This window comes from Modicisalibacter coralii, from assembly GCF_004117855.1.
Lineage (GTDB): Bacteria > Pseudomonadota > Gammaproteobacteria > Pseudomonadales > Halomonadaceae > Modicisalibacter > Modicisalibacter coralii.
In genome coordinates, this window is the sequence record NZ_QWBW01000008.1 from 164,202 (window position 1) to 178,918 (window position 14,717).

General features: G+C 68.9%; 12 protein-coding genes. 7 read left to right on the forward strand and 5 right to left on the reverse strand.

Annotated elements, in window-relative coordinates; genetic code table 11:
* Nucleotides 1-99 precede the first annotated feature (99 nt).
* The 4 genes from D0901_RS04275 to edd are packed head-to-tail and all read right to left on the reverse strand — an operon-like array spanning nucleotide 100 to nucleotide 4,674.
* Nucleotides 100-975 (reverse strand): aldo/keto reductase, encoded by an 876-nt coding sequence (locus D0901_RS04275; protein WP_129139057.1) that lies wholly within the window; start codon nucleotides 973-975, stop codon nucleotides 100-102.
* Nucleotides 972-1,859, reverse strand: a complete 888-nt coding sequence (locus tag D0901_RS04280; RefSeq protein ID WP_129139058.1) for a D-hexose-6-phosphate mutarotase — start codon at nucleotides 1,857-1,859, stop codon at nucleotides 972-974. Before D0901_RS04280 ends, D0901_RS04275 begins: the two co-directional genes overlap by 4 nt.
* On the reverse strand, nucleotides 1,856-2,824 hold the full coding sequence (gene glk, locus D0901_RS04285; protein ID WP_129139059.1) for a glucokinase: 969 nt from the start codon (nucleotides 2,822-2,824) through the stop codon (nucleotides 1,856-1,858). Before glk ends, D0901_RS04280 begins: the two co-directional genes overlap by 4 nt.
* Nucleotides 2,821-4,674, reverse strand: coding sequence for a phosphogluconate dehydratase (gene edd, locus D0901_RS04290; protein ID WP_129139060.1), 1,854 nt, complete (start codon nucleotides 4,672-4,674; stop codon nucleotides 2,821-2,823). Before edd ends, glk begins: the two co-directional genes overlap by 4 nt.
* 202 nt (nucleotides 4,675-4,876) lie before the next feature.
* Here edd and gap point away from each other — a divergent pair, with 202 nt between their 5' ends.
* From gap to D0901_RS04325, 7 genes are all read left to right on the forward strand, one after another.
* Entirely contained in the window at nucleotides 4,877-5,878 is a 1,002-nt protein-coding gene (gene gap / locus D0901_RS04295) for a type I glyceraldehyde-3-phosphate dehydrogenase (protein ID WP_129139061.1), read from the forward strand.
* A 361-nt stretch (nucleotides 5,879-6,239) separates the two neighbouring features.
* Entirely contained in the window at nucleotides 6,240-6,593 is a 354-nt protein-coding gene (locus tag D0901_RS04300) for a hypothetical protein (RefSeq protein ID WP_129139062.1), read from the forward strand.
* Between the two features lie 63 nt (nucleotides 6,594-6,656).
* Nucleotides 6,657-8,348 carry a sensor domain-containing diguanylate cyclase gene (locus tag D0901_RS04305; RefSeq protein ID WP_129139063.1) on the forward strand — a complete coding sequence of 564 codons (1,692 nt, stop codon included), beginning with the start codon at nucleotides 6,657-6,659 and terminating at the stop codon, nucleotides 8,346-8,348.
* Between the two features lie 47 nt (nucleotides 8,349-8,395).
* Nucleotides 8,396-9,244, forward strand: coding sequence for a dienelactone hydrolase family protein (locus tag D0901_RS04310; RefSeq protein WP_129139064.1), 849 nt, complete (start codon nucleotides 8,396-8,398; stop codon nucleotides 9,242-9,244).
* A 421-nt stretch (nucleotides 9,245-9,665) separates the two neighbouring features.
* Entirely contained in the window at nucleotides 9,666-10,829 is a 1,164-nt protein-coding gene (locus D0901_RS04315) for a GNAT family N-acetyltransferase (protein ID WP_129139065.1), read from the forward strand.
* 228 nt (nucleotides 10,830-11,057) lie between these two features.
* Nucleotides 11,058-12,872, forward strand: coding sequence for a monovalent cation:proton antiporter-2 (CPA2) family protein (locus D0901_RS04320; protein ID WP_129139066.1), 1,815 nt, complete (start codon nucleotides 11,058-11,060; stop codon nucleotides 12,870-12,872).
* 58 nt (nucleotides 12,873-12,930) lie between these two features.
* Entirely contained in the window at nucleotides 12,931-13,761 is an 831-nt protein-coding gene (locus D0901_RS04325) for a fructosamine kinase family protein (protein WP_129139067.1), read from the forward strand.
* A gap of 13 nt (nucleotides 13,762-13,774) precedes the next feature.
* Here the strand turns inward: D0901_RS04325 and D0901_RS04330 are convergent, their stop codons facing one another.
* A complete protein-coding gene (locus tag D0901_RS04330) occupies nucleotides 13,775-14,674 on the reverse strand; it encodes an alpha/beta fold hydrolase (protein WP_129139068.1) in 900 nt (299 codons plus the stop codon).
* Nucleotides 14,675-14,717: the final 43 nt, after the last annotated feature.

Here is a 14,717-nt window from a genome sequence, read left to right on the forward strand (position 1 = left end):
TTCTCAGAGGGCCTGACGCTTGTCACCGGGCGCTCGCCGGCTGCGCCGAGCCTGTGGCCTCGTGCCACCTGGCCGTCACCGCCACCGGGCGCCGAGGGGTCATGCCACGCGCTGCCCGCGGGATTCCTCGAGCAGGGCGAACCAGGTGGCACGATCGATGGCATGGCTGCCATCCGCGGCCAGCTCGCGGATGCGCGACTCGCGCAGGGTGCCGATCACCGGTACCGGGCCGCCGGGTATCCGGCGCAGCCAGGCCAGTGCCAGTCCGGCGCGGCTGACCTGATACTCCTCGGCGAGTCGGGTCAGCGAATCGCCCAGCACGTCCTCGAAGACCGTGCCGCCCCCCAGCGGCGACCAGGCCAGGGGCCGCTGGCCGTCGTGAAGGACGGCATCGTAGCGGCCGTCGAACAGCGGTTCGGCGTGAGCCAGAGAGAGTTCCAGCTGATGGGCCACCAGCGGGTGGCGCATGGCGTCCTGCAGGCGCCGCCACTGCTCGGGGAGGAAGTTGGAGACCCCCACGGCGCCGACCTTGCCGCTGTCGATGGCGTCGTCCAGGGCCGCGGCGGTGGCCTCGACCTCGATCAGCGGGTCGGGGCGGTGGAGCAGGAAGTGATCCAGACGCGCGACGTTCAGCCGCGACAGTGCGGCGTCGATGGCCGCCTTCAGATACGCCGGCGAGGTGTCGTAGTGCTTGACGCCGTGACCGGAGTCGTCGAGCTGGGGCAGCACGATGTCGGCCTTGGTCACCACGCGGACCCGGGCGGCCAGCGCCGGGCGGGCGCGCAGCGCCTCGCCGAAGCGTGTCTCGCCGGCGCCCTTGCCATAGATGTCGGCGTGGTCGAACCAGTGGAGCCCCTCGTCGAGGCGTGCCTCGATCCAGTCGGCCAGCCGCGCCGGGGTGTTCAGGGTATGGGCCTCGTGGAGGCGCATCATGCCCAGCAGGAAGGGCACGTCGAAATCCAGGGAATCGCTCATCGGGCGGTCTCGTCGCGGCTGATCGTGGTCGCCAGCAGATGCTGGGCACCGGGCACCAGCCATACCGGGTCGAGGCGCGTGCAGGCCGCCTCGACGCAGACGAAACGGTGGCCGGCCTCGCCGGGTACGTCGTCGGGGGGTGCGTCGTCGGGCTGCCAGACCACCGTCGAATCGCTGCCCTGCTTGGCGATGCGCAGGCGGCGCCGGCCGTCGTCGAGGACCGTCTCGCGGTTGGACTGGTAGATGCGATCGACCGCGCCGCGGATGCCCAGTTCGCCCTGCTGGACGTGCTCGGCGAAGTCCTCGAGCTTGTCCAGGTAGCGCGCCCCGGCGAGCCCCTCGACCCGACAGGCATGGCTGTGGGCGACGGCGAAATAGCTGTGCAGGGCGGCGGTCAGCTTGACCGGCGTCTCGCCGCGATGCTCGGTGATCAGTTCGACCTGCAGGCGCTGGGCGTTGGCGCGGATCACCGCACGCGGCACGAGTTGGCTGTGCAGGCGCTCGACGGGGGAGAGGTGCACCTCGACGCCTTCGGCGTGCTCGTCGGCGGCGTCGAGCCGCCACTCGGCCTTGCGCGCCGGACCGTGCATCGGTCCCGAGTGGTCCGGCGACTCGTCGGCGAAACGCTCGTCGGCGAACCACGGCCAGCACAGCGGAATGCCGCCGCGAATCGCCCCGGGCAGGTCCTGGGGCGTGGGGGTCACCCACAGCCAATCGTCGACCGATTCGCCGGCCGGACGATAATGAAGCACCTGGGCGCCCTGCAACGACACCGCCAGCTCCCCCCAGGGCTCGTTGGCCAGCCATACCTCGCGGCCGGCCCACTCGGCGCGGCGCTGGCCGTGGGTCGCGTCGAGCAACTCGCGCAGGGATGCCGGAATCATGTCACCTCCTCGTTGTGCAATGCCTCGCAGGCGCCCAGCAGCCCCGTCCAGGGTGCCGTGACCACCCACACCGGAATGTCGGCATTGTAAGCGCTCATGCGGCCCTTGTCGGCAAAGGCGCGGCGGAAGTCGCTGTCCGGCAGCCAGTCGAGCAGGCGCGGCACGATCCCGCCGCACAGGTAGACGCCGCCACGCGCGCCCAGGGTCAGGGCCGCGTCGCCGCAGACGTCACCCAGTATCTTGAGAAAGCGCAGCACGCTGGCCTCGGCCAGGCTCTCGCCGTCCCGCGCCGCCTGGGTGACCTGAGCGGGGCTGTCGAAGCGCGTTTCCGCGCCCTGCAGTCGGGCGAAGGCGTGATACAGGTCGAGCAGCCCCTGGCCGCAGAGCAGGCGTTCCACCGAGACGCGCCCGTAGCAGTCGCGGAAGTAGGGCAGCAGTTGCTGTTCGACGGCATCGGTGGGCGCGAAGGTCACGTGGCCCCCCTCGGTGGACAGCGGAATCCAGGCGTGACGGCCGGGGAAGAGGCCGGCCACGCCCAGCCCGGTGCCGGGGCCGATCACCAGGCAGGCACGATGCGCCTCGGCCTCGCCGCTGCCCACCGGGACCAGGTCGTCGGCGGCGACATGGGGGACGCCGAGGGCCTGGGCGGTGAAGTCGTTGATCACCTTGAACAGGGTCAGGTCCAGCGCCGCCTGGACCTGGCGCTTGGAGAAGCGCCAGGCGTTGTTGGTCATACGCACTTCGTCGTCGTGGACCGGGCAGGCGAAGGCCAGACAGGCCTCCTGCGGCACGGACGCGTCGCTCACCCCGGCCGCCTCGAGGTAGGCGTGGATCGCCGCCTCGAGGGTCGGGTAGTCGGCGCAGGCCAGGGTACGGATCTCGTAGGGCGCGAAATCCCCCGGCCGCACCAGGGCGAAGCGGGCGTTGGTACCACCGATGTCACCGATCAGGGCCGGACGGCTCATGCCTGCCGATCCCCGTCGACGTCGCGGGCCTCGAAACCGCCGAAGGTCGCCGCGCCTTCCTCGGCGCCGCCGACCAGGCTGCGGAAGCCGGCGAACAGCTCACGACCCATGCCGTAGCGGTAGGTCTCGATGTCGGTGGTGGCCAGCTCGCGGGCCTGCCATTCGGCATCGTCGACCAGCGCCCTGAGTTCGCCGCGTTCGGGGTCGAGGCGCACCACGTCGCCGTCGCGCAGCCGCGCGAGCGGGCCGCCGTCGTAGGCCTCCGGGGTTACGTGGATCGCCGCCGGGACCTTGCCCGAGGCGCCGGACATGCGCCCGTCGGTGACCAGCGCGACCTTGTAGCCGCGATCCTGGAGCACGCCCAGATAGGGGGTGAGCTTGTGCAGTTCGGGCATGCCGTTGGCGCGCGGGCCCTGGAAGCGCACGACGACGACCACGTCGCGGTCGAGCTCACCGGCGTCGAAGGCGTCCTTGAGCTCGTTCTGGTCGCTGAACAGGCGTACCGGGGCCTCGACGCGACGGTGCTCGGGCTGAACCGCGGAGATCTTGATCACCCCCCGGCCCAGATTGCCGTCGAGCACCGCCAGCCCGCCGGTGGGCGAGAACGGGTCGCTGACCGGGCGCAGCACGTCGCGGTCCATGCTCTCGGTGGGGCCGTCGCGCCACACCAGCTCGCCGTCCTCGAGGAACGGCTCCTTGGTGTAGTCGGAGAGGTCGCCGCCGAACACGCTGGGCACGTCGCGATGGAGCAGCCCGGCGTCGAGCAGCTCGCGCATCAGGAAGCTCATGCCTCCGGCGGCCTGGAAGTGGTTCACGTCGGCCTGCCCGTTGGGGTAGATGCGGGTCATGCTGGGCACCACCGCCGAGAGTTCGGCGAAGTCGTCCCAGGTGATGGTCAGCCCGGCGGCGCCGGCCATGGCGACCAGGTGCAGGGTGTGGTTGGTCGAGCCGCCGGAGGCCAGCAGGCCGACCATGGCGTTGACGATCGCCTTCTCGTCGATCTGCTGCCAGAACGGCCGGTAGTTGCCGCCCGGTTCGCTGTTGCGGATCGACTGCTCGGCGGCGTAGCGGGTCAGCGCCTCGCGCAGCGGGGTGCCGGGGTTGACGAAGGAGGCGCCCGGCAGGTGCAGGCCCATCATCTCCATCATCAACTGGTTGGAGTTGGCGGTACCGTAGAAGGTGCAGGTGCCGGGGCTGTGGTAGGACTCCGACTCGGCCTCGAGCAGCTCGGCGCGGCCCACCTTGCCTTCGGCGTAGAGCTGGCGGACACGGGCCTTCTCCTTGTTGGGCAGGCCGCTGGTCATCGGTCCGCCGGGGACGAAGATCGCCGGCAGGTGGCCGAAGCGCGCCGCACCGATGAACAGCCCCGGGACGATCTTGTCGCAGATGCCCAGGTACAGGGCGGCGTCGAACATGTTGTGCGACAGCGCCACCGCGGTGGCCATGGCGATCACGTCGCGGGAGAACAGCGACAGCTCCATGCCCGGCTGACCCTGGGTCACGCCGTCGCACATCGCCGGCACCCCGCCGGCGAACTGGGCGGTGGAGCCCATCTGACGGGCGGCGTCCTTGATGATGTCGGGAAAGGGGCCGAGCGGCTGATGCGCGGAGAGCATGTCGTTATATGACGAAACGATCCCCAGGTTGGCGCTGTTCATCAGCTTGAGCCGATTCTTATCCTGGCTGCCGCAGGCGGCGAAGCCGTGGGCCAGATTGCCGCAGGACAGTTCGCCGCGATGCACGCCGTGACGGTGCTGTTCCTGCATGTGTCGCTCGTATTCGGCGCGGCGCGGGGCCGAACGTTCGCGAATGCGCCGGGTGACGCTGGAGACGGTGTCGTGGACAGCCATGGCAACCTCTTGTCACGGTCGGGGGTGTGAGTATGTGTGTAAATTTACCAAAAAAATTACTTGAACGTCGTCATCCTTTGGGCCAAATTGTGGCTAAAGCGTAGGATTATTTCATCGTGGTTGCCTCCCGGGCCGGCCTCCTCCGGCAGCGGGCATGCGGCCGCGTATCGGGTTCACGTCAGTCGTATCGAAGGAGGCCACCATGACCTTGCGTGTCGCCATCAACGGGTTCGGACGTATCGGTCGCAACGTGCTGCGGGCGCTGTATGAGAACGGCTATCGGGATCGCATCCAGGTGGTCGCCATCAACGATCTGGGCGATCCGGCGCTCAACGCCCATCTGCTCAAGCATGATAGCGTGCATGGCCGTTTCTCTCCGGAAGTGGGCCACGACGACGAATCGCTGAGCGTGGGCGAGGACCGCATCGCCACCTTCGCCCAGCGCGATCCCGCGCAACTGCCCTGGGCGTCGCTCGAGATCGATCTGGTCATGGAGTGCACCGGGCTGTTCACCAAGCGCGAGGCCGCCGCCAAGCATCTGCAGGCCGGCGCGCAGCGGGTGTTGATCTCGGCGCCCAGCCCGGATGCCGATGCCACCGTGGTCTATGGGGTCAACGACGATGTGCTGACCGGCGAGCATCGGGTGGTCTCCAATGCCTCGTGCACCACCAACTGCCTGGCGCCGGTGGCCAAGGTGCTCAACGATGCGGTGGGTATCGAAAACGGCCTGATGACCACCGTGCATGCCTACACCAACGACCAGAATCTCTCGGACGTCTATCACAAGGATCCGTACCGGGCGCGCAGCGCCACGCAGTCGATGATTCCCACCAAGACCGGCGCCGCGGCGGCGGTGGGGCTGGTGCTGCCGGAACTCGACGGCAAGCTCGACGGGCTGGCGGTGCGCATTCCGGTGATCAACGTCTCGCTGGTCGATCTGACCTTCACCGCCGGTCGCGACACGTCCAAGGAAGAGATCAACCGGTTGATGGAGCAGGCGGCCGCCGACTCGTCGGTGCTGGCGGTCAACGCCCAGCCGCTGGTGTCGATCGACTTCAATCACGACCCCAACTCGTCCACCTTCGACGCCAACCACACCCGCGTCAACGGGCGCCTGGTCAAGGTGATGGCGTGGTACGACAACGAGTGGGGCTTCTCCAACCGCATGCTGGACACCGCCCTGGCGATGCAGGCCGCCGCCTGAGGGGTGTCCCACCGGGTGTGGTGGCGCGCCGGTGAAAACGCTTCGCGCACTCACGGCTCCGCACGGAATGTTGCGCCGCCGCGCCGCCACCTTCCATGACTTGAGCTAGCGAGTGCTTGGGGTGCCTTTGGGCACCCTTTTTTCTTGCGCTGTCTCATGCTTTCGGCGGATTGCGGGGCGGCTTTCTTCAGCAGTGGTCGGCACAGCTGCTAGGCTTTTCTCGATCCATGGGCGCAAGAACCACCCCGACGACCACGCGTCTTTGCTGATACACTTGGGTCGGAAGCTTCCATTCACCCGGCGGAAGGCGGTGGGCGTGTGCCCGGTACCGTCTCGGCCATGACGACTGTGTACCAGGACCATGCGTGACAGTGTTGCCCAGGCCCACCTGCTGATCGGTGCGACGCTGCGGGATCCGCAGCGCCAGCGCGAGGGGCGTGTCGTGGGCGTGGATCAGACCCGCGACGTACCGGCATTGTGGCTGGTATGGAGCGACCAGTCGAGGGCCGAGCGCGTGACCCTCAGCCGGTCCGAGTTGAGCCGCCTGGTCGAGGGCTGTGCTCCCCAGCAGCGCGCGGCTCCGGCGATCGATGACGATGGCGGGCGGCGTGCGAACGTCGCTGCCGGCGCCGACCGCGTGCGCCGTTCGAGGTCCGAGGTGCGGGGCGGGGCGTCCCCGGCCGCGGTGGCCTTGAAACGTACCGGCGGTGAGTGACCGGCCACGCGGAGCGTGCGCCCCGGCGGTGTCCAGGGAATCGGAAGAGGGGGGACGGTGTGCATGGTGGCATCGCCGTTACAGTTGTTGCCGCGGTTCATGGACGCGATGCTGGGGGCATCGCCCGCCGTCGTCTATGCGACCGATCCGGGGTGGTGGCAGGGGCGCCTGCACTACCTGGGAGTCAACGTCGCCGAGCTGTGCGGTATCGAGCGCGAGGCGCTGCGCGAGTGCCCCCAGCGCTGGCTGGAGTGCATCGACGCCAGTTGTCGTGAATCGCTGTTCGCGCAGCTCGAGACGGCCCGTCACGACGGCACTTCCCGCCTTTGCCTGCAGTACGCCGTGTTCCATCTCGACGGCACTCGTCATCACCTGCAGGACGACATCGTCCTGCATCGCGGCACCGACGGCGAGCTGGTCGAGCTGGTCGGCTCGCTGGTCGACGTCACCGAGCGTCAGACGCTGCTGGAGCGCTTCGAGAAGCTCAGCGAGCAGCTTCCCGGCACCCTCTATCAGTGCCGGCTGGCCCCCGACGGACGCCTCGACTTTCCCTTCGTCAGCGCCGGTATCCGGCGCCTCTTCGGCCTTGCCCCGGAGACCGTGATGGGGCGGGCCTCGGTGGCACTGGAACGGGTCCATTCCGAGGACGGCGAGGGGCTGTGGCGCAGCATCCTGCGCAGCGCACGGCGCCTCAGCGTGTGGCGTCACGAGTTCCGCTACCACCATCCCGATGGCTACCAGCTGTGGGTGCATGGCCAGGCCAAGCCGGAAAGACAGCCGGATGGCAGCATTCTCTGGCATGGCTTCTGTGAAGACGTCACCCTGCGCCGACAGGCACAATTGGCACTCGCCGAGAACGAGCGGCGCTATCGCTTCATCGTCGAGAACGTCAGCGACCTGATCCTGTTGCTCGATGCCGATGGGCTGTGCCGCTTCGCCTCGCCCTCGGTCGGCCGGATTCTCGGCCATGCGCCCCAGGATCTGCAGCTGCGCCCGATGATCGAACTGCTGCCGCCGGACGACGCGTCGCGTGTCCAGCGGCACATTCACGAAACCGCGCGGATGGGCAGCAACCTGCGTCTCGAGCTTCGCGCGCGTCACGCCCAGGGGCACTACGTATGGCTGGAGACGGCCTGTTCGCCCTATGTCAGCCCGCTCAATGGTCGTTACGAGTGGATCCTCGCGGTGGGGCGCGACGTCACCGACCGCAAGCTGCGCGAGATGAAGCTGCACGAGCTGTCGACCATCGACAGCCTCACCGGCGCCCTCAATCGCGGCGCCTTCCTGGGGTGTCTGCGCAGCGCGCTGGAGGCAGCCGATCCCTCGGCCGCGCGATCCTCGCTGGTGATCTTCGATATCGACCACTTCAAGGCCATCAACGATACTTGGGGGCACGCCGCCGGTGATCTGGTGCTCGCCAGCCTCGGCGAGATCTGCCGCAGCACGCTGCGTGCCCACGACATCTTCGGGCGCATCGGCGGTGAGGAGTTCGCCCTGGTGCTGGTCTCGCAGCCGCTTCAGGAGGCCATCGGGCTCGCCGAGCGACTGCGCGGGAAGTTCGAGAACGTGCTGGTCGAGTTCCACGGCGAATGGCTCAACTTCACGGTCAGTTTCGGTGTCGCCGAACGCCGCGACGACGAGCCCATCGAGGATCTCATGCACCGGGCCGACATGGGCCTCTATGCCGCCAAGCGGCACGGCCGCAACCGGGTCCATCGGGCGCCGGGCGAGCCGACGGACGACAAGACGCCGTGACGCGCACGCACGGCCACCGCGCCACGACCACGAAACAAGGAGAAACCATGCGCACCCTGCTCAAGCTGCTGTGTCTGCTACCCGTCCTGCTGATCCTTTCGCCGGCTCAGGCCCAGGAGGAGGGCAAGGCGGACACCTCGCCGGTGACCATCGCCCAGGGCCCGCGGGTCGTCGGCGAACCGTTCACGTATTCCACCGGCGGCCAGACCTACCAGGGCTACCTGGCACGCAACGTCGCCGACGACGAGCCCCGCCCGGCGGTGCTGATCGTCCACGAATGGTGGGGGCTCAACGACTACGCCAGGGCGCGCGCCGACCAGTTGGCGGCACTGGGCTTCGTGGCGTTGGCCGTCGACATGTACGGCAACGGCGAGACCACCACCCACCCCGACGAGGCCGGCCAGTTCGCCAGCCGGGTGATGCAGGACTGGCCCACCGCCCGCGCCAGCCTCGAGGCGGCGATGGCCAAGCTCAGTCAGAATCCGGCGGTCCGCGGCGACCGCATGGCGGCGATCGGTTACTGCTTCGGCGGGGGCGTGGTGATGAACATGGCGCTCGCCGGGATGCCCATCAAGGCGGCCATCAGCTTTCACGGCAGTCCCACCCGGGCGGTGACCAACCCGCAGCCCTTCGACGGCGTGGTGCAGATCCACAACGGTGCCGACGATCCGCTGGTCAAGCGTGACGATCTCAAGGCAATGGCGCGCACGCTCAAGGCCCAGGGCGCCAAGGTCAAGGTGGTCAACTACCCCCACGCCAAGCACGCCTTCACCAATCCCCACGCCGATGCTCTCGGCGCCGAGGACGACCTGCCGCTGGCCTACAACGCCGCTGCCGATGCCGCCTCCTGGCAGACCGCGCTGCTGGCGCTCGACAAGACCCTCAACGGCGACTGAGCCTGGCCGGCCCGGGTTCCCGGGTCGGTTCCGGACAACCCCGTCGTTCGGCCGCCGTCGCCGGGCGTCGCAATACCTTTCCGGGGGCCGGCCTCCCGGGGGCCGGCCTCCGAGGGCAATCCGCACCAAGCGTGCGGACTGCCCATGGCGTCGCTTCCCCGGGGAACGCGTTGGGCACGGTTCTCGACCGGGGCGCATGGCGATACCCTATCGGAAGCTCTGAACAAATAGGCGAGCGGGATGAAGCGCAAGGCGCCCGGCGCACAGGAACCGCAGCATATGGGTTATATGTGAGGATTCCGAGCACCGCGCAACGCAGCGATTCGCCCGTGTAGGCATTTGTGCAGTGTTTCCCACCCACGCGATCGCGATGGGCATAGGCTGCCCTTTGCCGCGACGAACGCCACAGGGAGAGCGAGACATGCGCTTTGCGATCGAGACGCTGAACGCCGTCGAGGCGCTGCCGGCAACGGCCTGGAATGCGCTGGTGCCGGCCGATCAGCCGTTTCTGCGCCACGAGTTCCTGCATGCCCTGGAGGCGAGCGGTGCGGTGTCGCCCGCCAGCGGCTGGACGCCGCGGCATCTCGCGGTGCGTCTCGACGGGGTGCTGGTGGCATTGCTGCCCCGTTATCTCAAGGATCACTCCTTCGGCGAATATGTCTTCGACTGGGCCTGGGCGGACGCCTGGGAACGTGCCGGGGGCGACTATTACCCCAAGGGGCTGACGGCGGTGCCCTTCACCCCGGTGCCCGGCGCGCGGCTGCTGATGGGGGATGGCGCGGCGCGGCGCGAGGTGATGGCGGCGCTTGGCGAGCATTGCTGTGACGCGACGCTGTCGAGCTGGCACCTGCTGTTCGCCGAGGACGCCGAGATCGACGACTGGCTGGCGGTGCGGCCCGAGCTGCTGGAGCGGGCCGCGGTGCAGTTCCAGTGGCGCGATGCGGGGTTCGGCGACTTCGCGGGCTTTCTCGCCGCGATGAGCGCCAAGCGCCGCAAGGAGGTGCGCCGCGAGCGGCGCCGGGTCGCCGAACAGGGCCTCGAGCTGGTGCGCCTGGAGGGCGAGGCGATCGATGCCGCGGCCCTCGAGCACTTCTACCGCTGTTACCGGATCACCTATTACGAGCGCGGCCAGCAGCCCTACCTGTCGCTGGATTTCTTCCGCCGCCTGCGCGAGACGATGCCCGAGGCGCTGCTGCTGGTCCAGGCGTGGCACGGCGCGCGGCCGGTGGCCGCCGCGCTCTGCCTGCAGGGCAGCGAGACCCTCTACGGGCGTTACTGGGGCAGCGAGGTCGAGGCCGACTGCCTGCACTTCGAGGCCTGCTACTACCAGGGCATCGAGCATTGCCTGGCGAAGGGGCTGACGCGTTTCGATCCGGGCACCCAGGGCGAACACAAGCTGAGCCGCGGTTTCGCGCCGCGCCGGCTGCGCTCGCTGCACTTCATCGCCCACCGGGGCTTTCGTGACGCGGTGGCGCGCTTCTGCGCGGAGGAGCGCGAGCACGTCGCGGCCTATGCGCGTCACGCCGAGACACGGCTGCCGTTTCGTCGCGACCACGATGCCGCTGGGGAAGCGCTGAACAAATAGGCGAGCGGGATGAAGCGGGCGTCGCCACGCCGCAAGGCGCCCGGCGCACAGGAACCGCAGCATATGGGGTATATGTGAGGATTCCGACCGGGCTGGCGTTCCAGCACCGCGCAACGCAGCGATTCGTCGGGGACGCCGAGTTCGTGCAGGCATTTGTGCAGTGTTTCCCTGGCTGAGCGGCGAACGGGGCGATAGCATGCCCGCAGGGAACGCGAGGACACCGGGACCATGGATTTTCTCTTCGAAGCGGCCGTACTGCTGGGTGCGGCGATCATTGCGGTGCCGCTCTTCCAGCGGCTGGGACTGGGATCGATCCTCGGTTATCTCGCCGCCGGGCTGATTCTCGGTCCGTCGGTCAGCGGCTTCATCGCCGAACCCGAGACGGTGCTGCACTTCGCCGAATTCGGCGTGGTGATGCTGCTGTTCATCATCGGCCTCGAACTCGAGCCGGCGCGGTTGTGGCGTCTGCGCAAGCGTCTGCTGGGCCTGGGCAGCCTGCAGCTGATCGGTTGTGCGGTGCTGCTCACTCCGCTGGGACTGGCCCTCGACCTGCCGATGGATCGCGCCATCCTGCTGGGTCTGATCCTGGCGCTGTCGTCGACCGCCTTCGCCCTGCAGGTGCTCAACGAACGCCATCAGCTGGCCGCCCCGCACGGCCAGGCGGCGTTCGCCATCCTGCTGTTCCAGGATCTGGCGGTGATTCCGTTGCTGGCGCTGCTGCCGCTGTTCGCCGGCGACATCGGCCTCGCCTCCGGCGATACCTGGCTGACCGTGCTGCGCAGCGTGGGCATGGTGGTCGCGGCGATCGTCGTCGGGCGGCTGGTGTTCCCGCGGGTGCTGGCCTTCGTCGCGCGCAGCGAGGTCCACGAGGTGTTCACCGCCGCGGCGCTGTTCATGGTGCTGGGCATGGCGCTGGTGATGGACTGGGCGGGGCTGTCGATGGCGCTGGGCGCCTTCCTCGGTGGGGTGATGCTCGCCGATACCGTCTATCGCCACGAGCTCGAGGCCAATATCGAGCCGTTCAAGGGGCTGTTGCTGGGACTGTTCTTCATCGCCGTGGGCATGTCGGTGGACCTGTCGCTGGTCTTCCACAACCTGCCGTGGGTGCTGGCCATCACCGCCGGCCTGGTGATCGGCAAGCTGGTGGTGATCGGCCTGGTGGGGCTCGCCGCCCGGCTGCCGCGAGCCGAGGTACCACGCCTGGCGGCGGTCATCGCCCAGGGCGGGGAGTTCGATTTCGTGCTGCTCACCGCCGCGGTGAGCGCCGGGGTCTTCGAGGCCCGTATCGCCAGCCTGTGCATCGCCGCGGTGACGCTGTCGATGGCGCTGACGCCGTTTCTCTACCAGGCCGGGGAGCGCCTGGGGGCGCGCTTCAGGGACAAGCGTCCCTACGACGGCGATTTCGGCGATTCGTCGCCGCCGGTGTTGATCGCCGGGCTGGGGCGCTTCGGCCAGATGGTCGCGCGGGTGCTCAAGAGCCAGGACATCCTGTTCACCGCCCTCGATCCCAACATCCGTCAGGTCGAGTTCATCCGCCGCTTCGGTTCGCAGATCTACTACGCCGACGCCTCGCGCCTGGATCTGTTGCGGGCCGCCGGCGCCGAGCGTGCCCAACTGCTGGTGGTCGCCGTCGACGATGCCGAGACCGCGTCGCGGATCGTTCGTCAGTCGCGGGCGCATTTCCCCGAACTCAAGATTCTCGCCCGCGCCCGCAATCGCCATCACGCCTGGGAGCTGATGGAGATGGGTGTCGACGTGGTGGTTCGCGAGACCTTCGCGGCGAGCATGGAGATGAGTCTCGAAGTCCTCAAGGGTCTGGGTTACCCGAGCTCCAACGCCATGGACGCGGTACGCACCTTCCGCGACTTCGACGTGCAGCTGTTCCACGATTCCTACGCGCATCGTCACGACGAGGAGGCGCTGGTCGCCAACGACCGGGCGGCAATGGCGGAGCTGCGCTCGCTGTTCCAGAAGGAGTTGAGCGGGCGAACGCCGCGCGATGCCACGCCCGGTGTCGCGCGCAGCGAGCCCGAGGCCAGCTGACGCCGATCACCCGAGGCGACTATCTGAAGCCACATACCTGACAGAGAGGGAGGCGCGGATGAGCGATCGAGACTGGCACGAGCGCTTGGCGGCGCTGGGCCTGGAGATCGTCGGCGAGCCGCGGGCGCTGGCCGGCGGCGACATCGCCGAAGTGAGCCGCCTCGAGACCCGCCAGGGGGCCGTCGTCGCCAAGCGCGACGACCCGCGGACGCTGGCGGCCGAGGCCGACGGCCTGCGTGCGCTGCGCGAGGCCGGCAGCGCGTTGATCGTGCCCGAGGTCATCGCCCTGGACGACGACCTGCTGGTGATGGAAGCCCTCGACGCCGGCGGGCGCCGCGACGGTGCCCGACTTGGCGAGGGGCTGCGCGAGTTGCACGGGGTGGTCGGCGAGACGCACGGCTGGCCCCGCGACAACCGCTGCGGCCCCACCCCCCAGCGCAACACGCCGTGCGCCGACGGTCGGGTCTTTCAGCGCGAGCAGCGGCTGCTGGCGCTGGGGCGGGCCTGCCTTGAGCGCGGTTCGCTCGAACGCACGACCTTCGCGGCGCTCGAGCGCATCGCCCGGGGCCTCGAGGCCTGGCTGCCCGATGCGCCGCCGCGGCTGGTCCACGGCGACCTGTGGTCGGGCAACGTGCTCTACACGCCCCGGGGCCCGGCGATCATCGATCCGGCCGTGTACTACCACTACCCGGAGGTCGACCTGGCGATGCTGACCCTGTTCGGTCACCCCGGCGAGGCATTCTTCGAGGCCTACTGGGACGGCGGGGCGCCGGACGACTGGCCGCGACGCGAGCGGCTCTTCCAGCTCTACCCGCTGCTCAACCACCTGCTGCTGTTCGGCGGCGGCTATCGAGGCGCCGTGGAACGTACCATCGCCGAGCTGGCCTGATCAGGCTCTTGTCTCAGCCGCGGCCGGCACCGCGCAGTCGCGCCAGACCGTGACGCAGGCGCGCGGCGAGGCCTGAATGGCGTGCGCCGAGAAAGGCGCGTATCGGCTCGACCTGGTCGCGCTGGTTGAGCATCGGCGCGTGCCCGCAGCCGGGCACCTCAAGGGTGGTCAGGTGGGGCCGTTCGGTCTGCATGCGGGCCAGGGTCGCCGCCGAGAGGATGTCGGAGCGCTCGCCGCGGATCGCCATCAGCGGGCACTCGAGGGACTGCCACATCGGCCACAGGTCCTGCGGGGAGTCGTGAAGAAACTGTTCGGCGATGCGCGGATCGAAGTGAAACCCCCAACTGCCGTCGATCAGCCGTCGCGAACTCTCCAGGGCCAGGCGTCGCCAGGCGTCCTCGCCGTCGATGCCGAACTCGGCGTAGTGATGCTTGAGCTCGGCGAGCAGCTCGCTGAAGGTCGAGAAGCGGTGCGGCACGGCAAAGTAGCTGGCCAGATGGGCCAGGCTGTCGGCGTCGATTTCCGGCCCCACGTCGTTGACGATCAGTCGCGAAATGCGCTCGCGACCGCTCTCTGAACCGGCCAGCAGGATCCCCAGCAGGCCGCCCATCGAGGTGCCCAGCCAGGCTACCCGGTCGAGGGCGAAATGATCGAGCACGGCCAGGGCGACATTCTGATAGTGGCTGTAGAGATAGTCGTGGGCGGGAAACAGCGACCAGCTCGACAGGCCGCGTCCGGGCGTGTCGGGGGCGATCACCCGCCACTCGGGGCCGAGCCGCCGTGCCAGGTCGTGGAAATCGCCGCCGTGGCGCGACAGGCCGTGCCAGGCGAGCAGCGTCCGGCGCCCTTCGGGGTGCCAGACGCGCACCGCCACCTCGAGAGCGCGAAAGCGGATCAGCTCGAGCGCATCCATGGGAACCCTCCCTCAGTGTGCACCCCTGCAGTGTAGCGCCTAT

Excerpts from the sequence above, each read along its gene's own strand:
- D0901_RS04310 (WP_129139064.1), top strand. The coding sequence starts at position 8,396 with ATGCGCACCCTGCTCAAGCTGCTGTGTCTGCTACCCGTCCTGCTGATC.
- gap (WP_129139061.1), top strand. The coding sequence starts at position 4,877 with ATGACCTTGCGTGTCGCCATCAACGGGTTCGGACGTATCGGTCGCAAC.
- D0901_RS04320 (WP_129139066.1), top strand. The coding sequence starts at position 11,058 with ATGGATTTTCTCTTCGAAGCGGCCGTACTGCTGGGTGCGGCGATCATT.
- D0901_RS04275 (WP_129139057.1), bottom strand. The coding sequence starts at position 975 with ATGAGCGATTCCCTGGATTTCGACGTGCCCTTCCTGCTGGGCATGATG.
- D0901_RS04280 (WP_129139058.1), bottom strand. The coding sequence starts at position 1,859 with ATGATTCCGGCATCCCTGCGCGAGTTGCTCGACGCGACCCACGGCCAG.
- D0901_RS04305 (WP_129139063.1), top strand. The coding sequence starts at position 6,657 with ATGGTGGCATCGCCGTTACAGTTGTTGCCGCGGTTCATGGACGCGATG.
- D0901_RS04330 (WP_129139068.1), bottom strand. The coding sequence starts at position 14,674 with ATGGATGCGCTCGAGCTGATCCGCTTTCGCGCTCTCGAGGTGGCGGTG.
- glk (WP_129139059.1), bottom strand. The coding sequence starts at position 2,824 with ATGAGCCGTCCGGCCCTGATCGGTGACATCGGTGGTACCAACGCCCGC.
- edd (WP_129139060.1), bottom strand. The coding sequence starts at position 4,674 with ATGGCTGTCCACGACACCGTCTCCAGCGTCACCCGGCGCATTCGCGAA.
- D0901_RS04300 (WP_129139062.1), top strand. The coding sequence starts at position 6,240 with ATGCGTGACAGTGTTGCCCAGGCCCACCTGCTGATCGGTGCGACGCTG.
- D0901_RS04325 (WP_129139067.1), top strand. The coding sequence starts at position 12,931 with ATGAGCGATCGAGACTGGCACGAGCGCTTGGCGGCGCTGGGCCTGGAG.
- D0901_RS04315 (WP_129139065.1), top strand. The coding sequence starts at position 9,666 with ATGCGCTTTGCGATCGAGACGCTGAACGCCGTCGAGGCGCTGCCGGCA.